Raw genomic sequence first — 23,776 nt, forward strand, 5'->3', positions numbered from 1 at the left:
TCCTTCATTCCTTGAATCAACCCCTTTCCAATACCGTCATTTCACGGACGAGCACGAGCAGCATCGACAAGCTCGCACCGCCCGACGCGCGCTGTTCGGCAACCAGTTGCGCGAAGCGCGCGAGTTGGGGTGCACGCTGTTCGCGCCAAGCCTCCCCGATCGCCTCGGCCGTCGCGCGCTCGGGCGCGCGGGCGAGCGCGCTGACCGTCAGCGCGCGCTTGAGCCGGGCGAGTTCGGCCAGCGCCGCGGCGCGCGCAAGCATGTCCCAATGCGTGTGCGTCGGCAACGAATTCGCCCGCTCGGCGATGAAGCCGTAGTCGAGCATGGTTCCGAGCGAGAAGTAGACGCCCGCCACGAGCTCGATCGGCTGCGCGACGTTCGCGGCGACTTCGGCGACATCGAGCACCGCCACCGAGATTTCGCCGCTCGCGACGCGTCCCGCCAGCTCCGTATCCACGCCAGCCTGCTCGAGCGTACCGCGGCGCTCGTCGAGCGCCTCGAGTTCGGCGCTCGGCAGCAGCGCCGGCAACCTCGGCGCCAGCCGCGACGCCGCTTCACGGCAGCGATCGATCAGCGCGGCGACGCTCGAACCGTCGCGCGTATTCTGCTCGGTTTGCAATTGTCGCAGGAACCAGAGCGCCGCGCGCTCCATGAGCCGCGCCACGTCGACGAACATGCGTGCCTGGACGTCGTCGGCGACGCGATTGTCGAGCGCATCGATCCGGAGCCAGACGTCGTCGATATCGAACACGTCGCGCGCCATCATACAGGCACGCACGATGTCGCTGGCCTTGGCGTCGGTCTCCTCTTGCAGGCGCTGCACGAACGCGCAGCCCACGCGATTGACGAGCGCATTGGCCACGTGCGTAGCCAAGATTTCGCGCTTCAACGGATGCCGCGAGGCCGCATCGGCGAAGCGCGTCTGCAACGGCTTCGGAAAATACTCGCGCAGCATGTCGGCGACGAGCGCGTCTTCCGGCAGGTCGGAATCGAGCAGCTCGTCGTAGAGCCACATTTTGCTGTAGGCCAGCAGCACCGCGCGTTCGGGCGACGTCAACCCGGCCTTGGCCCCCTGCCGCTCGGCGATTTCCTCGTCGTTCGGCAAGAACTCGATGGTCCGGTTCAAGCGGCCGATGCGTTCGAGCGAACGCATGAGCCGCACTTCGGCTTCGAACAGCTCGCTCGCATAGCGTCCGCCGATGGCGAGCGCCTGCGTCTGCTGATAGTTGTCGCGCAACACGAGCAGCCCGACTTCGTCGGTCATCTCAGCCAGCAGCACGTTGCGCTGCTTTTCCGTCATCTCGCCGTCGGCCACGACGAGTCCGAGCAGGATCTTGATGTTGACTTCGTGATCCGAACAATCGACGCCGGCCGAATTGTCGATCGCATCGGTGTTGATGCGTCCGCCCTTCTGCGCATACTCGATGCGGCCCAATTGCGTCAGCCCCAGGTTGCCGCCCTCGGCGACCACCTTCGCGCGCAATTGCGCGCCGTTCACGCGCACGGCGTCGCTCGCACGGTCGCCCGCCTGCGCGTGCGTTTCGCGCGTGGCTTTCACGTAAGTCCCGATGCCGCCGTTGTAGAGCAAATCGACCGGCGCGAGCAGGATCGCGCGAATGAGTTCGTTCGGCGCCAGCGCCGTCGCCGTGATGCCGAGCACGGCCTGCACGGCGGGCGAGATCGGGATCGCCTTCGCCGTTCGAGGAAAGATGCCGCCGCCGGCCGAGATCTTCGTGTGATCGTAATCGGCCCAGCTCGAGCGCTCGAGCCCGAACAGCCGCTCGCGCTCGATGAAGCTCGCCTCCGGATCGGGATTCGGGTCGAGAAAGACATGCCGGTGATCGAACGCGGCCACGAGCCGGATGTGGCGCGAAAGCAGCATGCCGTTGCCGAACACGTCGCCCGACATATCGCCGACTCCGACGACCGTGAAGTCGGTCGTCTGTGTATCGACGCCCATCTGGCGGAAGTGGCGCTTGACCGATTCCCAGGCGCCGCGCGCCGTGATGCCCATTTTCTTGTGGTCGTAGCCGACCGAACCGCCCGACGCGAACGCATCGTCGAGCCAAAATCCGTACTGGTGCGCGATCGCATTCGCGTAGTCGGAGAACGTGGCCGTGCCTTTGTCCGCCGCGACCACGAGGTAAGGATCGTCGCTGTCGTGGCGCACGACGTCGGGCGGCGCGACGATCGCGCCCGCTAGGCGATTGTCGGTCACGTCGAGCAGGCCGCGCAGGAACGTCTGGTAGCAGGCGATGCCTTCGCGCATCGCCGCTTCCCGATCGCCGCCGATGGGCGGATTCTTGACCACGAAGCCGCCCTTGGAGCCCACCGGCACGATGACCGTGTTCTTGACCATCTGCGCCTTCATGAGCCCGAGCACCTCGGTGCGAAAATCCTCGCGGCGATCCGACCAGCGCAAGCCGCCGCGCGCGACGCGCCCGCCCCGCAGATGCACGCCTTCGACGCGCGGCGAATACACCCAGATCTCGAACATCGGTTTGGGCTCGGGCAGCCCCGGCACGCGCGACGGATCGAGCTTGAACGAGACGTAAGGCAGCGGCTCGCCGTCCGCGCCGCGGCGAAAGTAATTCGTCCGTATCGTCGCATTGATGACGCCGAGGAACTGCCGCAAGATGCGGTCTTCGTCTAGGTTCGGGACCTGATCGAGCGCGGCCTCGATGCCTTGCAGCAAGGACTCGGTGCGCATGGCGCGCGCGGGCCCGAGCGCCGGATCGAAGCGCGTCAGAAAGAGATCGACGAGCCCGCGCGCGAGCGCCGGATTGCCCGTCACCGCGCGTTCGATATAGGCGTCGCTGAACGTCGAGCCCACCTGCCGCAGATACTTCGCATAGGCGCGCAGAATCGACACCTCACGCGCCGCGAGTTGGGCGCGCAGCACGAGCCGGTTGAAGTCGTCGTTCTCGACCTCCCCAGCCCAGACGCGCGCGAACGCTTCCTCGAACAACGCCTTGACGCGCTCGATGTCGAACTCGACGTCGTCCGTCAATTCCAGGCCGAAGTCGTGCACCCAAGCCGGCATCGAGCCGGCCGGCTCGAGCAGATAGGGACGCTCTTCGTCGACGCGCACGCCCAGGTGTTCCAGCATCGGCAAGCTGCGCGACAGCGCGATCGACTGCCCGGTGCGATAGACCTTGAATCGAAACGCGCGCGGCGCCGCTTCGATCGGCCGGTACAGATTCATCGAAAGCGTTTCGCCGCGGTGGGCGGCTTCGACGAGTTCGATGTCGCGCACGGCCGTACGCGCCGCGTAGTCTTCGCGATAGCCGGCCGGAAACGAATCGCCGTAGCGCAGCAGCAGACGATTGCCCTCTTCTTCGCCGAAGCGTTCGAGCAATGCGTCGGCGAGATCGTCCTGCCAGCGGCGCGTGGCTTGGACGAGCCGCGTTTCGAGTTCGCGCGTGTCGACCTCGGGCAGCGCGCCGTTATTCGTGCGCACGACGATGTGAATGCGCGCGAGCGGCGATTCCGAGAGTAGCGGAGTGAACTCCACGCTCGTGCCGTTGAACGCGTCGGCCAGCAGCTTGGCTATGCGCCGGCGCAAGTCGGTGTTGTACTTTTCGCGGGCGACGAAGATGAGGCACGAGACGAATCGCTCGAACCGGTCGCGCCGCACGAACACCCGCGTGCGCTGGTGCTCCTGCAGACGCAGGATCCCGAGCCCGATCTCGTAAAGCTCGTCTTCGCTTGTTTGAAACAGCTCATCGCGCGGGTACTGCTCGAGGACGGTCACCAGCGATTTGTGCAAATGCCCTTTCGCAAGGAAGCCCACGCGCCGCATGAGATTCGCGCATTTTCGCCGCACGATGGGGATGTCGTTGATCGAACCGGTGTAGGCCGTCGATGTGTACAAGCCGAGCATCCGGCGCTCGCCGACGAGCTTGCCGTCGGGGCCGAACAGTTTGACGCCGACGTAGTCCAGATAGCCGGGCCGATGCACCGTCGCTCGCGAATTGGCTTTCGTGAGAAAGATCGGCGACGGTCCGTCGATGATCTCCGCTGCCGCGCGCGGCAGCGGCGTCAGATCGGGCGCCTCCGCTCTGCGCAAGCTCTCTCGCAAAATACCCGTTCCGGTACCTTCCACGCCGCGTAATGCGAAGCCGCCGTCGTACGGCACGAGCGCGTAGTCGCGCAAGCCCAGGAACGTGAAATGGTCGGCCACCATCCATTCGAGAAACGCACGCGCCTCGATCGCGTCGTCTCCGGATTCGCGCGCGGCCAGTGCCTTGATCGTCTCCCTGGCAACGGCCTGCATCTTCGACCAATCCTCCACGGCGGCCCGCACGTCGCCGAGCACGCGCGCGATGTTGGCGCGCAGCTCGGCCAATTTCGCCGCCTCGCTGCAGCGGTCGATCTCGAAGTGGATGAACGACTCGAGACGCGAGCGATGCGCCGTGTCGTCCTCCTCGCTCGCCGCGCCGCCCGGCTCGATGCGCACGATCGCGCCTTGCACGTCGCGCCAGACGCGATAGACCGGGTGAATGCCCGAATGCAGCGTGAGCCCGCAGCGGTTCACCTCCATCGTCACCGAATCGACGAGGAACGGCATGTCGTCGTTGACGATTTCGATGACGGTGTGATCGGAGTGCCAACCCTGCTCGTCGAGCACGGGGTTGTAGACACGCAGCGCGGCGGCGCCCGATGCGAATCGCTGGGCGGTTTGCCAATGCGCCATCGCCGCGCCGTAGAGATCGGCGATGCTGCGGCTTTGCAAATCTTGCACGTCGGCGAGTTCGAAGTAAAAACGCAGGAACGATTCGATCGGGCCGAAGGCGGTCTCCGACCATCGCCCTCGCGCGTACTCGACGACATCCGTAAGCAGGTGAGCGACGGCTTCTTCGTTGTTCGATAGCATGGTGCCTCCGCAGGCGGGTGACGATGCTCGACAGTGAAAGTGGGGCTCGGCTACGTGAGCGCGATTATGCGCTCGTCGACGGCGCCGGGACAGCCAAGGCATTCCCCACCCACGCCGTGATCGTATCGGCCAGCCATGCGGGATCGTCATGGGGCAAGTCGTGCCCCGCCCAAGGATGCTCGATCAGCGGGACGCCCCAGCGAGCCGCCAGCTTTGCGGAGCAAGCGGGATGCACGAGCGCGTCGGCGCGCGAAACGAGCACGAGCACGGGACAGCGCGGCACCGACGGCGCACCGCGAAAACGCGCCGCGGCCGCGAGCTGCCGCAGCGTATTCGCGCGGGTCGGGGGCGCACTGTCGTAGATGGCGGTCCATGCCGCCAGATCGGCCTCGCGCTCGTCCACGCGGCGGCACGTCAACGCGTGTATCGCAAGCTCCGCATCGCGCCTCGTACTCGCGCGCCAATGCCACGCCGCGCGCGAAACGAGCGGCCACGCACTAGGCCGCAGCCGCTCGAACGATCCGTTGAAGCGGCCCATGCTCGTATTGATGAGCACGAGCCGCTCGATCTCGAGCGGAAAACGCTGCGCCCAATCGACGGCCACCATCGCCCCGAGCGAAAGCGCGACGATGCGATACGGCGGCGCATGCCCGCCCTGCGCGAGCCGCGCGCGCACGAAGTCCGTCGTCGCGGCGATGCATGCAGGCGCGCGCTCGCCTGCATGCTGCCCGCTGCCGGGCAGATCGGGACACACGATCGCGTCGTCCCGGCCCAGGCCGCATGCTCGCAGCCGCTCCGGAACCTGCGCCCAATGTCTCGCCTCGCGCGTCAGCCCGCGCAGCAAGATCCATGCGCTCATGCTCGCGGCCTCCGGTACCAATACTCGACCGCGCGCGTCATCAAGCGTTCGCGTCCCGTGCCGCTCGGGAGCCAGCGCTGCGAGGCATAGGCGGCGCGCGCGAGAAAGTCGAGCAGGTTCGTATGCCGGCGCAGCACACGTTCCGTACGATGGGCCTTGATGGGATTGAACATCCCTTCCCTGCGCAAGATCTGCAGCGGATTCTTCTTGATCCAAAGCCACGAGCCGAGTTCGAGCGTAAGCGGCAAGAAGATCGACGATGTGCCGCGCTTGTCGTACGCGTAGTCCCACAGATCGCCGTGCGCGAGGTACTGCATGCTCTGCGGCTCGAACACATAGCCGTGATGCGGGTGCGCTTGCTCGAACATCGCCTTGAGCAGGAACATCTCCGGCAAATGCCCGATGTGCCTTGTCGACTTCGCGTAAGGAAACCATATGCTGTCGCGAAAGCCGTAGCCCGAATGACAATCGAGCGCGAAGCTGAGCGGCCGTGTCAGCAACTCCTGCTCCACGACACGCAGCAGCGTCGCCGCCTCGACCTCCATCGGTGCCCCGCTCGCTCCGCGATACCAAGGGAGCCACGAGCCGATCCGCTGGCCGCCGGCCAGGAACGGCACGCGGCCTTCCGCGTTCTGCGGCGCATTGCGCATGAGGTCGACGCCGTTGGGGTTGGAGCGCCTCATGGCCCACATGCCGCCGGGATTGACGATCGGCATGAACACGAGCCGGACCGAGCGCAGCTCCTCCTGCAGCAGTTCGTCCCATTCGAGGCGAGCCACTAGCGAGCGCATGTAATCGAGCAATAGCCGCGTGCCGATCCGCTCGAGCCCATGGATGCCCGCGAAGAAACCGATGGCGGGCGCTTGCGGATCGAGCGAGCCGAGCGTGGCGACGTAGATCGGGAAAGTGCGTCCGAGGGTTGTGACCTCGCAGGCGACGCTGGCCACCATCTGTCGGCTGCCCGCATCGAGAATCGCTTTCAGCTCTTCGTATTCGGCGAACGTAGTCTCGGGCAACGAGGGAAGAACGGCGGTCATCGCTTACAACCGGGGGAGATCGAAGGAGGGAGAACCGCCGCGGCGGACAATCTACTCAATATAGGCCGTTTTGCGCGGCTTTCAGAGCGTCTTTCGCACGTTTTTCTCCTCCGCCGCCGACGCGGCACCGTCCCCTTTAGATTGAGAGTGGCTCCATCATATTGCCTTAAATGGCTCTGAAGTTAAGAGCCAAAGCTGGCTATAGTCGCCGTATGGGGTCGGCAGTAAAAGCGCGCCGGCCCAGCCATCGTCGATCCGGCAAGACTCAGGAGAACAGCGTGAACAATTCCGATCTTCAAGCCCGCAAGAACGCCGCCACGCCGCGCGGCGTCGGCGTGATGTGCGACTTCTACGCGGCGCGCGCAGAGAACGCGGAGCTATGGGACGTCGAGGGCCGACGCTTCATCGATTTCGCCGCCGGCATCGCCGTCTTGAACACGGGCCATCGTCATCCGCGCATCGTCGCCGCGATTCGCGATCAGTTGGAGCGCTTCACGCACACGGCCTACCAGGTCGTGCCGTACGCTTCCTACGTCGAACTGGCCGAGAAGATCAACGCCCGCGCGCCCGGCGCGCATCCGAAGAAGACAGCCTTCTTCACCACGGGCGCCGAGGCCGTCGAAAACGCCGTCAAGATCGCGCGCGCCGCAACGGGCCGCCCGGGTGTCATCGCCTTCGCCGGCGGCTTCCACGGGCGCACGCTGATGGGCATGGCGCTCACGGGCAAAGTGGCGCCGTACAAGGCCGGCTTCGGCCCGTTCCCGTCCGACGTCTATCACGCGCCGTTTCCGAACCGCGTTCACGGCGTCACGGCGGCCGATTCGCTGCATGCCGTCGAAACGCTGCTGAAGGCGGACATCGAGCCGGCCCGCGTGGCCGCGATCATCTTCGAGCCGGTGCAAGGCGAAGGCGGTTTCAACGCTGCCCCTCCCGAGTTCGTGCGCGGCCTGCGCCGCATCTGCGACGAACACGGCATCGTCCTGATCGCCGACGAAGTTCAGACCGGCTTCGCCCGCACCGGCAAGCTTTTTGCGATGGAGCACTACGACGTCACGGCCGATCTGATCACGATGGCGAAGAGCCTGGCCGGCGGCATGCCGCTGTCGGGCGTCGTGGGCCGGGCCGATCTGATGGATGCGGCCGCGCCGGGCGGGCTCGGCGGCACCTATGCGGGCAACCCGCTCGCGCTGGCCTCGGCGCTTGCGGTGCTCGACGTCATTGACGAAGAGCGTCTTTGCGAGCGGGCGGTGCAGCTAGGGGACACACTCAAGGCGCGTCTCGAAGCGTTGCGCGGCGCCATCCCGCAACTGGCCGACATCCGCGGTCCTGGGGCGATGGTCGCGGCTGAGTTTCTCGAAGCGGGCACGCACAAACCCGATGCAGCCTTCGTCAAACGCGTGCAGGGGCGCGCGCTCGAACGCGGCCTACTGCTGCTCGCCTGCGGCACCTACGGCAACGTCATTCGCTTCCTGTTTCCTCTCACCATCGAAACGGCGGTGTTCGACGAAGCGCTCGGGGTGCTCGAAGAAGTGTTGAAGGAAAGCGTCGGCGCGTTGGCATAAGCGAATTTCGTAAGCTGGCTTCCCTATGCTGTCCTTTTAAAGCGTCTCTACGCTCTCCCGTTTCAAGCCGTTGGAGTCGACATGCAAAACCTGGAATCGATCGATCTGAAGGACCCGTCGCTGCTGCAGACGAAGGCATTTATCGCGGGAAACTGGCAAGACGCCGATAGCGGCGCCACGTTCGAAGTGCGCAATCCAGCCACGGGCGGCGCGCTCGCGCAAGTGCCGCAGATGGGCGCCGCCGAGACGCGCCGCGCCATCGAGGCGGCGAACGCGGCCTGGGGCGCCTGGCGCGCGCAAACAGCCAAGGCGCGCGGGGCCATCTTGCGCAAATGGTACGAGCTGATGCTGGCCAACGCCGACGATCTCGCCGCCATCATGACGGCCGAACAAGGCAAGCCGCTCGCCGAAGCCAAGGGCGAGATCCAGTACGCGGCCTCGTTCCTCGAATGGTTCGGCGAGGAAGGCAAGCGCGTCTACGGCGACACGATTCCGAGCCCGGCGGCCGACAGGCGGCTCGTCGTGGTCAAGGAGCCGATCGGCGTCTGCGCCGCCATCACCCCGTGGAATTTCCCGGCCGCGATGATCACGCGCAAGGCCGGCCCGGCACTGGCAGCCGGCTGCCCGATGGTCGTCAAGCCGGCCGAGGCCACGCCGCTGTCGGCATTGGCGCTGGCGCTGCTGGCCGAGCGCGCGGGCGTGCCGGCCGGCATCTTTAGCGTCGTGACGGGCGATCCGAAGGCGATCGGCGCCGAGATGACGAGCAACGCGCTGGTGCGCAAGCTCTCGTTCACGGGGTCGACAGGGGTCGGCCGGCTGCTGATGTCACAGAGCGCGCCGACGATCAAGAAGCTCTCGCTCGAACTCGGCGGCAATGCGCCGTTCATCGTCTTCGACGACGCCGACCTCGATGCGGCCGTCGTCGGCGCGATCGCATCGAAGTACCGCAACAGCGGCCAAACCTGCGTCTGCGCGAACCGCATCTATGTGCACGAGAAAGTCTACGACGCATTCGCCGAAAAGCTGCGGGCCGCCGTCGCTCAGCAACTGAAGGTCGGCCGCGGCACCGAACCCGGCGTGACCCTGGGCCCGCTCATCAACGAAGCGGCCTTGCTGAAGGTAGAAGCGCACATTGCCGATGCGCTTTCCAAGGGCGCGCAAGTCGTGACCGGCGGCAAGCGCCATGCGCTCGGCCACCACTTCTTCGAGCCGACCATCCTGACCGGCGTCACGTCATCGATGATGGTTGCGAAGGAGGAAACGTTCGGCCCGGTGGCGCCGCTGTTCAAGTTCGGGAGCGACGATGAAGTGGTGCGCATGGCGAACGACACCGAATTCGGCCTCGCCGCGTACTTCTACAGCCGCGACATCGGCCGCGTTTGGCGCGTGGCCGAAGCGCTGGAATACGGAATGGTCGGTATAAATACAGGCCTGATCTCGAACGAAGTCGCGCCGTTTGGCGGTGTCAAACAATCTGGCCTCGGCCGTGAGGGATCGCACTACGGGATCGACGAATACGTCGTCGTCAAGTATTTGTGCATGGGCATTTGAGTCGGATTGGGTCGAATTAAGTCGAATCTCGATTCGACATCGGCGGATTATTTCCAATTTAGCAAATATCGCAATTGCGTCATGGACTTTCGAGGATTGATTCTTTGATGGGCGACGCAATGTCAAACCCCTGACCGGGCGGGCGTTGCGGGCCTTTCAAGATGTTGCGTTTCGTCGTCATCCGGTGTTTCATTAGCGGCGCCACTATTTTGTCGCGGTATGCTGTGCGCCGCGCTGCCGGCCTACGGCAGCCCGGGAAACCACCGGCCGCCTGCCACGAGCAGCGGCACCCCGATTCGGCCGATGCCGGATCGGGGACGATCGACCACTCGAGGAGTCAACGTGAAAAAATTGTTAGCCGCCGTGACCATCGCCACGCTCGCCGCATCGGCAGGCGTCGCGCAAGCGAAAGACTGGAAGCAAATTCGTATCGGTGTCGACGCGAGCTACGCCCCCTTCGAATCGAAAGCCGCGGACGGCAAGCTCGTCGGCTTCGATATCGACCTCGGGAACGAGATCTGCAAACGCATGCATGCCAAATGCGTGTGGGTCGAAAACGACTTCGACGGCATGATCCCCGGTTTGAAGGCCAAGAAGTTCGACGGCGTGCTGTCGTCGATGACGATCACGCCTGAGCGCGAAAAGGCGATCGCCTTCTCCAAGCCGCTCTTCGACACGCCGACTGCGCTTGTCGCGAAGAAGGGTTCCGGCCTGCTGCCCACGGCCGATTCGCTGAAGGGCAAGTCGGTCGGCGTCGAGCAAGGCACGATCCAGGAAACGTATGCGAAGGACAACTGGGAAAAGGCCGGCGTCAAGGTCGTCCCCTATCAGAACCAAGACCAGGTCTATCAAGACTTGATCTCGGGCCGTCTCGACGCAGCGCTGCAAGACAAGGTACAGGCTGACATCGGCTTCCTGAAGCAGCCGCGCGGCGCGCAATTCCAGCAAGTCGGCGATTCGATCGCGAGCGGTTCCGCCGCCATGGGAATGCGCAAGGAAGATACGGATCTGAAGGCCGATGTCGACAAGGCCATCGACGGCATGATGAAGGACGGCACGTACCAGAAGCTCGAGAAGAAGTACTTCGACTTCGACGTCGCGCCGAAGAGCTGAAAGCCCACGCCGGGCTGACCGTCCGCTACGGGCGCACCGCAGCCCTGTCGTGAAGCTTCAGCCGGCTAAAAGGCTCCGCGTTCGCAGCGGAGCCTTTTTTATTTTGCGCGTCGCCTCCCGCATGGAACGCCGCGCTCGCGCCGACGTACAATCGAACACCATCGACTCGTTGCGCGGCGCGCGGGAACGGCGCCGTGAATCGCCATGCAAAAGAAGATCCATCCGCTGATTTCGCCTTCGCTCGGCACCGAGCGCACGTTGACGAGCTTCCATTACGGCCCCGCAGGCGGGCAAAAGGTCTACGTGCAATCGTCGCTGCACGCGGACGAACTGCCGGGCATGCTCGCCGCTTGGGAATTGCGCCGCAAGCTGGGCGCCCTCGAAGCCGCCGGCAAGCTGCGCGGCGAAATTGTCGTCGTGCCGGTCCCGAATCCGATCGGGCTTAATCAGCACGTGCTCGGCCAAATGATCGGCCGCTTCGAAGCGAACACGGCGACGAACTTCAACCGCAACTTCTACGACCTCGCCGCGCTCGTGATACCACGCATCGAGAGCCGTTTGACGGGCGATGCCAAGGAGAACTTGCGCGCGGTGCGAGAGTCGATGCGCGAAGCGCTCGATGCGCAAACGCCGCGCACGGAACTCGAATCGCAACGCCTCGCGCTGCAGCGGCTTTCGTACGACGCCGACATCGTGCTCGATCTGCATTGCGATTTCGAAGGCGCGATGCACGTGTACACGAACCCCGAGCTGTGGGCCGACGTCGAACCGCTCGCGCGCTACCTCGACGCGAAGGCCTCGCTGCTCGCGCTCAATTCGATCGGCAATCCGTTCGACGAAATTCACAGCTTCTGCTGGTCGGAGTTGCGCGCGCGTTTCGGCAGCCGCTTCCCGATTCCCAACGGCTCGATTTCGGTGACGGTCGAACTGCGCGGCCAAGCCGACGTGTCGTATGCGCACGCCGAGCACGACTCGCAAGCGATCGTCGAATACTTGACGCAGCGCGGGCTGATCGAGGGTACGCCGGCTCACATGCCGCCGCTCGCGTTCCCCGCCACGCCGCTCGCCGGCACCGAACCGCTCGTCGCCCCGATCTCCGGCGTGCTCGTGTTCCGGACACCGGCCGGCATTTGGATCGAGAAAGGCCAGGAAATCGCCGACATCGTCGATCCGCTGACCGATCGCGTCGAAACGGTCAGGGCAGGCACGGCCGGCGTCCTATATGCGAGACATCGCACCCGCTTCGCCACGGCCGGCATGGAAGTGGCGCGCATCGCCGGCGCGACGCCCCTGCGCGGCGGCTCGTTATTGTCCGCCTGACGCATCGGTAGCTGGGCGCCTCGGTACCTGCGCGTTGCAGTATGTCGCCGCCTGAGTACCCGGGCGCCTCGCTTTCGCTTCGTTCGCCCTCGTTTCGCATCGCCCGCACGCCCGCTCCACGCGGGCGTTCGTCTTTTTTCCGCCTCTTAAGTTTGGCTTAATTCTGGACTGCGACTATGCACCCATACCACCCCTGTTGAGCCGCCGGAGCATCGGCGGCGTCTTTTTGTCCCCTACGCGTGGCTGCCGCACAGCGCGTGCGGTGCCGTAAATGGAAACGGCGATGATCGAAGATACGGTGTTCAAGCATCTGCGCACGATGCTCAAGCGCGAACATGCGCTACCGGTCCAAAGCTGCCGCGTCTCGACGCCCGTGCAGCGCCCTTGGGGGCGTACCTACCGGCTGGTCGAGTGGACCATGCATAAGGATTCCCCTTCGTACCGCTGCGTCGTCCCGGCCGAGTACACCGATACCGATATCGCGCGCCTCGTTGCATCCCACGTTCCCGGGCGCGTATACGCCGAAGAAGTCTGCTGAGCGCCAAGAACCCAAGGACCCAAGCACCCACGCAGCGCAAACCCGGCACCACGCCGTCGGTTACCCTCACTTCAGGTGCCGAGCAGCATGACCGTCATGCCGCGACATCGCGCCCAATGACGCATTGGCGCGATCTCTGCTAGGCTTGCGAATCACCACCGTTATTTCTTTATTTCCTTTCCAACGTTTCTCGATGGACAACACCTTCAACGAGCGTGGCGTCATGATCACGCGCAACGGGCTGAGCGCGGGCGGCCAGATTTTTTCGTTGCGCGAGATTCAAAACGCACGCGTCGAGACGATTCAAAAGAACAGGATCCTGCCACTCTCGCTTTCGCTGTCCGGCCTAGCCGTCGCCATCGGCGGCGGGATTTCGGTCTCCGGCGCGGCGATGACGATCGGCGTGATGCTGCTCGTCGTCGGCTACCTCGCGTGGACCACCCAGGACATCAAGCACCGGCTCATGGTGCGGACGCAAGGCGGGGATCGCGAAGCATTGATCAGCCCCGATCTCGAGTTCGTGAAGCGCGTCGAGCAAGCACTCCAGAACTCGCGCGCGTCGCTCACTCCAACGACAGCGGCTTGACGCGCCAGATCTTCGTCGCGTACTCGCCGATGGTCCTGTCCGACGAAAACCGTCCCATCCCGGCCACGTTCTCGATCGCACTCGCCGTCCACGCGCGCGGGTCGCGAAAGCGCGCGTCGACAAGATTCTGCGCGGCCGCGAACGCGGCGAAATCGGCCAGCACCATGTAGTGGTCGCCCCAATCCACGAGCGTGTGGAAGATGTCCGAAAAACGATGCGGGTCGCCGTCGGAGAAATAGCCGCTGCGGATTTGGTCGAGTGCCAGCCGCAATTCCGGATCGCGCTCGTAGATCTCGCGCGGCCGATAGCCCGACGCGCGTAAATCGCTAACGCCGTCGGCCGTGAGCCCGAAGATGAACATGTTCTCCCGCCCTACCGCATCGCATATTTCGATGTTGGCGCCGTCCATCGTGCCGATCGTCAACGCGCCGTTCAGCGCGAGCTTCATGTTCCCGGTGCCTGACGCTTCGGTGCCGGCCATCGAAATCTGCTCCGACAAATCGGCGGCCGGGATCATGAGCTCGGCCACGCTGACGCCGTAGTTCGGCACGAACACGACCTTCAGACGATCACCCACGACCGGATCGTGGTTGACCTTCTCGCTGACGTCGCCGATGAGCTTGATGATCGTCTTCGCCATTTTGTAGGCCGACGCCGCCTTGCCCGCGAAGATGACGACGCGGGGCACCCAATCGTCGTTCGGCCGGGCGCGAATGCGGTTGTAGCGGACGATCACGTGCAGCACGTTCAGCAGTTGCCGCTTGTACTCGTGGATCCGCTTCACTTGCAGATCGAACAGCGCATCGGGATGAATCGTACAGCCGGTCTCGTGTAGAAAGCGCTGTGCGAGCCGAATCTTGTTGCGCCGCTTCGCCGTACGAAACTCGGACGTGAAGGCCGGATCGTCCTTGAGCGAGCGCAGCTTCGACAGCTCGAACAAATCCGTGCGCCAGCGCTTGCCGATGTGCTTGTCGATCAGTTTCGACAGCGGCTGATTCGCCTGCGAGAGCCAGCGCCGCGGCGTGATGCCGTTGGTCACGTTCGTGAATCGTTCGGGGAACACACGCGCGAACTCGCTGAAGAATTCGCGTTCCATCAATTGCGAATGGAGCTGCGAGACACCGTTGACCTTTTGGCTAGCGACGATGGCGAGGTGCGCCATGCGTACACGCCGCTGACCGTACTCGTCGACGAGAGAGACACGACGTATCACCTCGATATCGTGCCCGAAATGCTCGCTCGCGCTCTTCAGAAAATCGGCATTGATCTCGAAGATGATTTCGAGGTGCCGCGGCAGCAAACGCGCGAGCATGTCGACGTCCCAGGTCTCGAGCGCTTCGGGCATCAACGTGTGATTCGTGTACGAAAACACCTGATGCACCATCTTCCAGGCGCGGTCCCAAGGCACATGGTGGATGTCGACGAGCAAGCGCATGAGTTCGGGGATCGCGAGCACCGGGTGCGTGTCGTTCAGATGGATCGCGACCTTCTCGGTGAAACGCCCGAACGTGCTGTGCGTGCGCTGATAGCGGCGAATGAGGTCCTGCATCGTCGCGGATACGAAGAAGTACTCCTGACGCAGCCGCAACTCGCGGCCGGCGAGCGTCGAGTCGTCGGGGTACAGCAGTCTCGACACGTTCTCGGAGTGCTCCTTGGCTTCGACGGCACGGCGATAGTCGCCCTGATTGAACGCCGACAGATCGAGCTCCTCCGTCGCACGCGCGGACCACAAACGCAGCGTGTTCGTCGCGCTCGTGCCGAACCCCGGAATCACCGTGTCGAATGCCATCGCATTGACGTGCTCGGTCTCGACCCATTCGACGTGTCCGTCTCGCGCAATCGTACGTCCGCCGAAGTGAACGATGTACTGCACCTCGGGGCGCGGAAACTCCCACGGATTGCCCGCATGCAGCCAATAATCGGGCGTCTCGACCTGCTCTCCCTGAACGATCTGCTGACGGAACATGCCGTAGTCGTATCGAATGCCGTAGCCGAAGCCGGGAATCGCGAGCGTCGCCATCGAATCGAGGAAGCAAGCCGCCAGCCGGCCGAGGCCGCCGTTGCCCAGCGCGGCGTCGTGCTCGAGGTCGATCACGGCCTCCATGTCGACGCCGAGAAGCGCCAGCGCTTCCTTCATCTGATCGTAGATGCCCAGCGCGAGCAAAGCATTCGTGAACGTGCGGCCGATGAGAAATTCCATCGACAAGTAGTAGACGCGCTTGGCGTCTTGCTCGTACTGCTCGCGCGTGGTTTTCATCCAGCGGGCGACGAGCCGGTCGCGCACGGCGAGCGCCGCGGCGTTGAGCCAATCCTGCGGCCGAGCCGTGACGGCATCTTTCCCGACGCCGTACATCAACCGGTTGGAGATGGAGCGCTTGAGCGCATCGACGGTACTGTTGAGCTGGTCGAATTCCAGATCGACGGCTGTCATCGAGTTCCTCCTCTGGCAAGCAGCGGCATGTGCCTTGCTGACGCGCGGCCCCAAGACACCTACCGCGGGATTATTCAGATTACGCCATTTCGAGCGGACATGAAGTCGGCGTTTCCGAGCACTGGGCACCGCGCTACAACAGCACGCGCCTTGCTCCGCGCGAGTGCGCCGTGCTCGCGCACGCGTGCGGCGTTGGCGTGCCGACGAGCGCCGGTCTAGTATGAAAGGACCGGCGGCGACCCTCGGAGTCGATATGACAACGCAAACGAACATCCATTCGGTCATCGGCATGCTTCACGCGCAAGAACTGCTGACGCTCTCGGTTATCCGCGCGCTACCGCCCGACATGCGAGGCAGAATCGCCGACGAATTGAAAGCGCACGCGGAACTCGCGACGCAGCCGCAGCCGAGCGTGTCGGGCGAACGCGACACGCTCGAGGCGTTCCGTACTCATGTGAAGCGGCTGTCGATCCTGCTGACGTCGATGTCCTAGGTGCCCGGCAAGGTCCCCAGCACAACCGGTGCCAGGCAGGCGGATACGATCAGCGCGGCAGGTAGGCGAGGGGATCGACGGGCTTGCCGGCCCGGCGGATTTCGAACTCGACGGTGCCTCGCCCGGAAGAGTCGGCCCCCATCTGCGCGATGGGCTGGCCCTTCTTGACGGTGTCGCCTTCCTTCACGAGGACATCGCCGTTCACGGCATAGCCGGTCACGACATCGCCGCCATGTTTGACGACGACGAGCGATTTGTACTGATCCACGCCGGTGCCGACGTAGATCACGCTGCCGTCGGCCGACGCTTTGACGGCTTCCTCGGGGCGCCCGAGGATCACGATGCCTTTGACGTTGTTGCTGCCCGCATCGGTCACCCGCGTAACTTGCCCGTACGCCGGCCAGGCCGGCCGAACGACGAGCCCTTCGTTCGAAGCGGGATTCACCCCCGGCTGAGGCGCGACGCGCAGGATTTGCCCCGGCGTCAGCATCGCCGTGCGCGGCAGGTTGTTCCATGCGGCTAGGTCGTCCACGCGCTGGCCGAACGCGGCCGCGATACCGGGCAGCGTATCGCCGGGGTTGACGCGATAGAAACCGGCCGGCACGCGCGCCGGCTGGGAAGATTGGGATTGCGATTCGAACGGCGATTGGCCCATCCAACCGCCCGTCGCGCAGCCTCCCAGAAACATCGCGCCGGACAATGCCAACGCCGTCCGCGCCCACGCGCGGCGCTGTCGTGCAGGAATGCGTACCGTCTTCACCCTCGGCCCTCGATCGATGCGATGCTGCTTTCCGAACCCGATTCGACGGCAGCCTGACAAACGGCTTGCGCGACGAGACGGGCGCCTATCGTTCTTCGTTCTTCATTCTTCACGATCGTACTAGCCGAGCATCGTACACGACACGCGAGGCCAAAAACGAAACCGGCTCGCGCCCCCTTGCGGGGGCCGCGAGCCAGTGAGTGCCGCTAACCGATCGCTACGGTGTGACCCGCAGGGTGCGATCGCGTTCCGTCGACGGTGCTGATCCGATGCTGATCCGAGCCCTATCCAGTGCTTGTCGGGCCCTTAGCGGCCGAAAAACAACGACGGGGTGCCGCTGTCGTCCGCCGCGTGCGCCCGCTCCATCTGGATCGGCGCGCCGGCCTGCGACGTACCCGCCGCGACACCGCCGTAGGCTTGCTGCGAGTTCACGCGCTGCTCGGCCGCTTGGATGTCGTCCGGATAGTACGGGCTCTTTGCAGCGGGGTTGTAACCCGCTTGTTCGACATTGATCAGGTCTTGACGCACTTGAGCGCGCGTGACGGGACCGTTGTCGGTCGATTGAGCGAACGAGGCCAGCGGAATCGACAAAGCGGAAGCCGCAACCATTGCATACACGAGTGACTTCATGATCAACCTCCGAAACTGTGATTCGCCGCATGCGGGAGTGCCGCAGCGATTAATCACAGTTTATTCGGCCGAACATCTAGGGAAAACCACTAATTTGACGAAATAGAATTTCTAAAGAAGCAACAGTTCCAACCATGGCCACCGCGTTTCATGTGCAAAACTAAGCCCACGTCGCGTGGAAGCTACCCTCGCGGTCGATACGCTCGAACGTGTGCGCGCCGAAGAAGTCCCGCTGCGCCTGCACGAGGTTCGCCGGCAGCCGCTCGGAGCGGTAGGCGTCGAAATAGGCGATCGCCGAGGCGAACGTCGGAACGGGCACGCCGGCCGTGACGGCGGCCACGACGATCTCGCGCAACGCAGCCTGATAGTGCTCCGAAATCTCGCGGAAATACGGGTCGAGCAGCAGGTTGGCGAGCGCCGGATCGTGCGTGTAAGCGTCGGTGATCTTCTGCAGGAATCGCGCCCGGATGATGCAGCCTGCCCGGAAAATCTTGGCGATACCGCCGAAGTCGAGGCTCCATTTGTACTCTTCGGAAGCCGCGCGCAATTGCGCGAAGCCTTGGGCATAGGAGATCACCTTGCTCAAGTACAGTGCGCGGCGCACGGCTTCGATGAAGGCCGCGCGATCGCCCGAGAACGGTCTGGCTTGCGGCCCTGAGAGCACTTTGCTCGCGGCGACGCGCTGCGTTTTCAGCGACGACAGCACGCGCGCGAAAACCGATTCGGTGATGAGCGGCAGCGGCACGCCGAGATCGAGCGCGTTCTGGCTCGTCCACTTGCCCGTCCCCTTTTGCGCCGCGCGGTCGAGGATGACGTCGACGAGGTCCTTGCCCGTTTCCTCGTCGCGCTTGGCGAAGATCTTGGCCGTGATATCGATGAGGTAGCTATCGAGTTCGCCCTCGTTCCATTCCGTGTAGACCTTCCCCAGCTCCGCATTGGTCAGCCCCGCGACCTGCTTGAGCACGGCATAGCTTTCGGCGATCAATTGCATGTCGCCATATTCGATGCCGTTGTGCACCATCTTCACGAAGTGACCGGCGCCGTCGGGGCCGATATAGGCCACGCAGGGCTCTCCATCCGGCGCCTTCGCCGCGATCTGCGTCAAGATCGGCGCGACGAGATCGTAGGCATCGCGCGGGCCACCCGGCATGATCGCGGGCCCTTTGAGCGCGCCCTCCTCGCCGCCCGACACGCCCGTGCCGATGAAGTGCAGCCCCGCCTGCGCGAGTTCCTGGTTGCGGCGGATCGTATCGGTGAAATGCGTATTGCCGCCGTCGATGAGCACGTCGCCCTTGTCGAGCAGCGGCTTGAGCGCCGCGATCGTCGCATCCGTCGGCCCACCGGCCTTGACCATCAGCAAAATGCGCCGCGGCTTTTCGAGCGAATCGACGAACTGTTCGAGCGACGCGGCCGGCACGAGCTTGCGATCGGGAAATTGGGCGACGAATTCGTCCGTCTTCTCGCGGGTGCGGTTGTAGACCGCGACCGTATAGCCGCGGCTTTCGATGTTGAGCGCGAGGTTGCGGCCCATTACCGCAAGTCCGACGACGCCGATGGCTGGTTTGCCCATTTGTCGAATTCTCCAAGAGAAGAGGCCGACGTGCCGGCGGATCGCGCCGCGCACGTCACGACGGAACGACCGTCAACGATAAGAAACAGAGGAAACAGAAGAAACCGAAGGCGCGACGCGCGCGGCCAACGCGGCCAACGCCTCGCCGCACGGCGCCTGCACCTTCAGCGAGAACAGCGCGTCGGCCCGTGTTACCCCGATATTGATCGCGGCAATCGGCGTGCCAGCCTTCGCTGCCCACATGCAAAAGCGATAGCCTGAAAAAACCATCAGCGACGAACCGACCACGAGCATCGCATCGGCAGCCTCGAGCGCAACGCCTGCCGCCTCGACTCGCTCGCGCGGCACGTTCTCGCCGAAAAACACCACGTCGGGCTTGAGCATGCCGCCGCAGTGCGAACAGGTCGGCACGCGAAAGACGTCGAGCCCATCCCATTCGAGGTGTGCGTCGCCGTCGGCGGAAACCGCGGCGCTCGCATCGGCGAGGGAGGGATTATCGCGCAACAGCAGCGTTTGGATCTCGGCGCGCGCATGGCGCGTCCCGCAGCCTAGGCAGACCACGTCGTCGATGCTGCCGTGCAGTTCGACAACGTCGAGACTGCCCGCGCGCTGATGAAGCCCGTCGACGTTCTGTGTCACGAGACGGCCGATACGGCCCGCGGCGCCTAGCTGCGCCAGCGCGCAGTGGGCCGCGTTCGGCCGCGCCTTGGCGAGCATCGGCCAGCCGACCATGCTGCGGGCCCAATACCGGCGCCGCGCATGCTCGGAATCGCGAAAGGCCTGCCATTGAATCGGTTGCGCGCGCATCCAATCGCCGTTCAGATCGCGGTAGCCGGGGATGCCCGACGCGACGCTGACGCCCGCGCCCGTCAAGACGAACAGCCGCTTGTGCGATGCGGCGAACTCGCTCAGGGCGTCGATGGCCGCGGCGCTGGAAGCCGGCTCATGAAACGAAGGCTCGGGTAGTCGAATCGAAGCGGACGAAGCAGACGATTCGGTCATGATGAGCGGCGGCTCCTTTGACGATACATCGACGACGATAACACTGACACGCTACTGACACGCGGACGGCAACGTCGCGCATTCTACGCCGATCGACGCCGATGCGCCGGCATGCGGGCCGGAGCGGGCGCTCGGAAGAGCCTCCGATCTTTACAACTTGGCTGCAAGCTCAAAGTTTCTCCCCGGCCAGCCGAGCCGCCAGAAAATCGATCAGCAGGCGCGTGCGCGCCGGCATCTTGCGCGTACGCGGCCATAACGCGAACAAAGGAAGCGGCGACGGCTCGTACTCGGGCAGCACGACGCTCACGTGGCCCGCGTCGAGCGCGTCGCGGATCTGCCAGAATGCGGCGAGCCCGACTCCAAGCCCGCCCAGCACCGCCCCATTGACGGCGGCGACTTGATCGCTCTCGAAGCGGCCCCCCACGGCGACCGACACCTCGGCCCCGGTGCGCGCCTTGAAATTCCAACGATAGGGATTTTGCATCCCCGTTCGCACGACGCACGCATGCGAGGCGAGATCCTCGGGCGTGCGCGGGTGTCCATGCGCGGCGAGGTAGGACGCGGACGCGAACGCCACGCGCCGCACATCGGCAAGCTTACGTGCCACTAAACGAGAGTCCGGCGTCGCTCCGATGCGCACCGTGACGTCCGCGCCGCTCGTCGCCGGATCGTTGAACTCGTCGGAGAGCGTCACGGCGGCGCTCAGATCCGGATGGCGCTGCAGGAACTCCGAGACGAGCGGCACGACGAAGCGCGGCCCGAACAGCGTCGGCGCGTTCACGCGCAGCCGTCCCGTCAAGCGTCTGGCGTCCTCCGCGAGTTCCGTCTGGGCAATCTCGAGATCGGCGAGTATCGCCTTCACCCGCTTATAGAACCGCTCTCCGGCGTCGCTCAACCGAGACGTGCGCGTGGTGCGCACGACGAGCGTCGCGCCCATCTCGCTCTCGAGCGTCTGCAACCCCCGGCTCACGGCCTGCAGCGATCGACCGAGCCGCCGCGCCGCGCCCGTAAGGCTTCTCTCCTCCGCGATCGCAACGAACGTCTCCAGTTCGAGCAGCGACTGCATCGTCATTCTCCCGATTTTGTGGATTATGTCTCTACCTTATCGCCGATTACGACGGCGAATCGAGAGAGTAGCATCGATCGGGCTCTCGATATGAACGTCGCAGAACGTACCAAGATAATTCGGACGCACCAAGAAGTATTCGTACTTAACTAAAAAACGAGGTGTTCTCATGGACCTGTGCCCGCAAACCGCAACGTCGCCCCCCTCGCCTGCTTCGGCTCCGGCGTCGAGCAGCAAGGGCGTTCCCATCTTGCTGTTCGCCACGCTGGTCGGCGTGACGGTGCTGCCGCTGTACGCATCGCAAGTGATGCTCGGCGCGCTCGATGCCTCGCTGCACCTGCGCGCGTGGACCACGCTCGTCACCGCGCTCACGATGTTCGGCTATGCCGTGGGACTCGTCGCGCTCGTTCCGCTCGTCGATCGGCTGCCGAATCGTCCGCTCATCGGCGCGACGCTCGCGGCACAAGCGGTTTGTCTCGCCGCTGCCGCGCTTGCGCCAACGCCTATCGTGTTCCTCGCGGCATCGTTCGCGATCGGTGTCACGGCCAGCGCGATCCAAATGCTCGTGCCCGCCGCCGCCTCGCTGGTACCGCCGCAAGCGCGTGGCGCGGTGGTCGGCAACGTCATGAGCGGACTCATGCTCGGCATTCTGCTGTCACGCCCCCTTGCCAGCATCGCGACGCGCGCGCTCGGATGGCGCGGCTTCTTCTTCGCCGACGCCGCTCTGCTCGCCGTCGTCGCGTTGTGCGCGGTGCCCCGCCTGCCTCCGCTCCTGCCCATCGGCAAGCCGTCCTATCGGTCGCTGATCGCCTCGCTCGGACATCTGGTCGTGTCCATCGATACCTTGCGCCGGCATGCACTTTATCAAGGACTCCTAATGATTGGCTTCAACACGTTCTGGACGAGCGTTGCCGTGGTGCTCTCGCGTGCGCCGTTCCATTGCAGCGCGACGCAAATCGCCGTGTTCGCGCTTGCCGGCGCGGGCGGTGCCGTGGCCGCGCCAATCGCCGGACGGGCGGCCGATCGCGGCCATGCGCGGCGAGCCAAGCAGACGGCACACGTCATCGCGATTGTCGCCATCGTCACGGCCGCTTGGGCGCTGACCGCGCCGATACCGCACACGCTTGCAATCGCGATCGCCGCTGCCGCGGCCTTTCTGCTCGATGCCGGCGTCATCGCGGATCAGGCACTGGGACGCCGCGCGATCAACTTGCTCGCGCCCGAATCGCGCGGACGCGTCAACGGTCTTTTTACTGGGCTATTCTTCGTCGGTGGCGCAATCGGTGCCGCGTTGTCCGGTCCGACGCTTGCTTCGATCGGATGGCTCGGCGTGAGTAGTGTCACACTCATGGCATTCGCTGCCGCCGCACTGATTCATATGACGCATCGAGATCGCACGCCGTCCTGACTCACGCATACCTGCCTAGGAGAATCAAATGAATTGGACCCGCGCAAACATCCGATATAAGACCGTCACCGTCGACGGACTGGACATCTTTTACCGCGAGGCCGGCCCGCGGGATGCCCCGGTGCTTTTGCTGCTGCATGGCTTTCCGTCATCGTCGCGAATGTATGAAACCCTGCTGGCGCCGCTTGCCGACCGCTATCGCCTCATTGCACCCGACTACCCAGGCTTCGGCCTAAGCACCTCCTTGCCGCCGACGGAATTCGTCTACACGTTCGATCGGCTCGCTCAAGTCATGACTGCATTCGTCAATCGGCTCGAACTCGATCGCTTTGCGTTGTTCGTACAAGATTACGGCGGCCCTGTCGGATTCCGGATGGCGCAAGCCCAACCCGAGCGCATTCGCGGAATCGTCGTGCAAAACGCGGTGGCGCACGAAGAAGGGCTCGGGCCGCTGTGGGATACACGCAAGGCGTTCTGGGCCGATCGGCCCCGGCACGAAGCCGCATTGCGGGCGAATCTGCTTTCGTTCGATGCGACGCGGCTGCGGCACGTCGGCCGTACGCCGCACCCCGAGCGATACGACCCGGACGCATGGCACGACGAGTTCGCGTTCCTGTCGAGCCCCGGACAAATCGACATTCAGACCGAACTTTTTTACGACTATCGAACGAACGTCGAAAACTACCCGCGGTGGCAGCAATATATGCGCGAGCATCGGCCGCCGATGCTCGTCGTATGGGGCAAGCACGATCCGTCGTTCATGGTCGAAGGCGCCCACGCATATCTGCGTGACGTACCCGAAGCGCAAGTTCACCTGCTAGAGGCGGGGCACTTTGCGCTCGATGAGGCCTGCGATGAAGTGGCCTCGCTCACGCGCGGCTTCATGGCATCGCTGGAGGGCGACGGCGCGTAGTGTTTTGTTTTGCGGTTTTGCGCAGCGAAGTTCGTGCAAGCGAGGCGCCGCCCGCTTGCAC

The 23,776-nt window shown here is 64.4% G+C and carries 18 protein-coding genes; 9 read left to right on the plus strand and 9 right to left on the minus strand.

The features are described from left to right. Positions 1-16 precede the first annotated feature (16 nt). The 3 genes from DWV00_RS10425 to DWV00_RS10435 form a co-directional block, all read right to left on the minus strand. Complete coding sequence (locus tag DWV00_RS10425) at positions 17-4,876, minus strand: NAD-glutamate dehydrogenase (protein WP_115533501.1); 4,860 nt, start codon at positions 4,874-4,876, stop codon at positions 17-19. A 64-nt stretch (positions 4,877-4,940) separates the two neighbouring features. Further along, positions 4,941-5,735: an alpha/beta fold hydrolase gene (locus DWV00_RS10430; RefSeq protein WP_115533502.1), complete on the minus strand. Its 795-nt coding sequence runs from the start codon at positions 5,733-5,735 to the stop codon at positions 4,941-4,943. Continuing rightward, entirely contained in the window at positions 5,732-6,772 is a 1,041-nt protein-coding gene (locus tag DWV00_RS10435; RefSeq protein WP_115533503.1) for a M14 family zinc carboxypeptidase, read from the minus strand. The genes DWV00_RS10430 and DWV00_RS10435 overlap by 4 nt, the downstream gene beginning before the upstream one ends. Positions 6,773-7,050: 278 nt before the next feature. Here DWV00_RS10435 and gabT point away from each other — a divergent pair, with 278 nt between their 5' ends. From gabT to DWV00_RS10465, 6 genes are all read left to right on the plus strand, one after another. Beyond that, positions 7,051-8,334 carry a 4-aminobutyrate--2-oxoglutarate transaminase gene (gabT, locus tag DWV00_RS10440; protein ID WP_115533504.1) on the plus strand — a complete coding sequence of 428 codons (1,284 nt, stop codon included), beginning with the start codon at positions 7,051-7,053 and terminating at the stop codon, positions 8,332-8,334. 81 nt (positions 8,335-8,415) lie between these two features. Continuing rightward, positions 8,416-9,885 carry an NAD-dependent succinate-semialdehyde dehydrogenase gene (locus tag DWV00_RS10445; RefSeq protein WP_115533505.1) on the plus strand — a complete coding sequence of 490 codons (1,470 nt, stop codon included), beginning with the start codon at positions 8,416-8,418 and terminating at the stop codon, positions 9,883-9,885. 342 nt (positions 9,886-10,227) lie between these two features. Beyond that, complete coding sequence (locus tag DWV00_RS10450) at positions 10,228-10,998, plus strand: ABC transporter substrate-binding protein (RefSeq protein WP_115533506.1); 771 nt, start codon at positions 10,228-10,230, stop codon at positions 10,996-10,998. 204 nt (positions 10,999-11,202) lie between these two features. Then, the gene (locus DWV00_RS10455; protein ID WP_115533507.1) at positions 11,203-12,318 is read left to right on the plus strand and encodes a succinylglutamate desuccinylase/aspartoacylase family protein; all 1,116 of its coding nucleotides are present in this window, start codon (positions 11,203-11,205) and stop codon (positions 12,316-12,318) included. Positions 12,319-12,601: 283 nt separating this feature from the next. Further along, positions 12,602-12,856: a DUF2866 domain-containing protein gene (locus tag DWV00_RS10460; RefSeq protein WP_115533876.1), complete on the plus strand. Its 255-nt coding sequence runs from the start codon at positions 12,602-12,604 to the stop codon at positions 12,854-12,856. 193 nt (positions 12,857-13,049) lie between these two features. Then, positions 13,050-13,442, plus strand: coding sequence for a DUF6232 family protein (locus DWV00_RS10465; protein ID WP_115533508.1), 393 nt, complete (start codon positions 13,050-13,052; stop codon positions 13,440-13,442). On the opposite strand, the gene DWV00_RS10470 is transcribed toward DWV00_RS10465, so the two are convergent. Further along, positions 13,420-15,873, minus strand: a complete 2,454-nt coding sequence (locus DWV00_RS10470; protein WP_115533509.1) for a glycogen/starch/alpha-glucan phosphorylase — start codon at positions 15,871-15,873, stop codon at positions 13,420-13,422. The two genes, DWV00_RS10465 and DWV00_RS10470, sit on opposite strands and share 23 nt — an antisense overlap. 253 nt (positions 15,874-16,126) lie before the next feature. On the opposite strand from DWV00_RS10470, the gene DWV00_RS10475 reads away from it, so the two are divergent. Continuing rightward, positions 16,127-16,366, plus strand: a complete 240-nt coding sequence (locus DWV00_RS10475; protein ID WP_245964817.1) for a hypothetical protein — start codon at positions 16,127-16,129, stop codon at positions 16,364-16,366. Positions 16,367-16,415: 49 nt separating this feature from the next. On the opposite strand, the gene DWV00_RS10480 is transcribed toward DWV00_RS10475, so the two are convergent. The 5 genes from DWV00_RS10480 to DWV00_RS10500 form a co-directional block, all read right to left on the minus strand. Then, entirely contained in the window at positions 16,416-17,126 is a 711-nt protein-coding gene (locus tag DWV00_RS10480; protein ID WP_245964818.1) for a peptidoglycan DD-metalloendopeptidase family protein, read from the minus strand. A 306-nt stretch (positions 17,127-17,432) separates the two neighbouring features. Continuing rightward, positions 17,433-17,756 carry a DUF4148 domain-containing protein gene (locus DWV00_RS10485; RefSeq protein ID WP_115533510.1) on the minus strand — a complete coding sequence of 108 codons (324 nt, stop codon included), beginning with the start codon at positions 17,754-17,756 and terminating at the stop codon, positions 17,433-17,435. A 160-nt stretch (positions 17,757-17,916) separates the two neighbouring features. After that, the gene (gene gndA / locus DWV00_RS10490; RefSeq protein WP_115533511.1) at positions 17,917-19,326 is read right to left on the minus strand and encodes an NADP-dependent phosphogluconate dehydrogenase; all 1,410 of its coding nucleotides are present in this window, start codon (positions 19,324-19,326) and stop codon (positions 17,917-17,919) included. A gap of 72 nt (positions 19,327-19,398) precedes the next feature. Further along, positions 19,399-20,328, minus strand: coding sequence for an NAD-dependent protein deacetylase (locus DWV00_RS10495; protein ID WP_115533512.1), 930 nt, complete (start codon positions 20,326-20,328; stop codon positions 19,399-19,401). A gap of 169 nt (positions 20,329-20,497) precedes the next feature. After that, positions 20,498-21,400: a LysR family transcriptional regulator gene (locus DWV00_RS10500; protein ID WP_115533513.1), complete on the minus strand. Its 903-nt coding sequence runs from the start codon at positions 21,398-21,400 to the stop codon at positions 20,498-20,500. Between the two features lie 163 nt (positions 21,401-21,563). On the opposite strand from DWV00_RS10500, the gene DWV00_RS10505 reads away from it, so the two are divergent. Together DWV00_RS10505 and DWV00_RS10510 are read left to right on the plus strand one after the other, a co-directional pair. Then, positions 21,564-22,802 (plus strand): MFS transporter, encoded by a 1,239-nt coding sequence (locus DWV00_RS10505; protein ID WP_115533514.1) that lies wholly within the window; start codon positions 21,564-21,566, stop codon positions 22,800-22,802. 28 nt (positions 22,803-22,830) lie between these two features. Then, positions 22,831-23,715 carry an alpha/beta fold hydrolase gene (locus DWV00_RS10510; protein ID WP_115533515.1) on the plus strand — a complete coding sequence of 295 codons (885 nt, stop codon included), beginning with the start codon at positions 22,831-22,833 and terminating at the stop codon, positions 23,713-23,715. Positions 23,716-23,776: the final 61 nt, after the last annotated feature.

The sequence above is a fragment of the Trinickia dinghuensis genome (assembly GCF_003367175.1).
Taxonomy (GTDB): domain Bacteria; phylum Pseudomonadota; class Gammaproteobacteria; order Burkholderiales; family Burkholderiaceae; genus Trinickia; species Trinickia dinghuensis.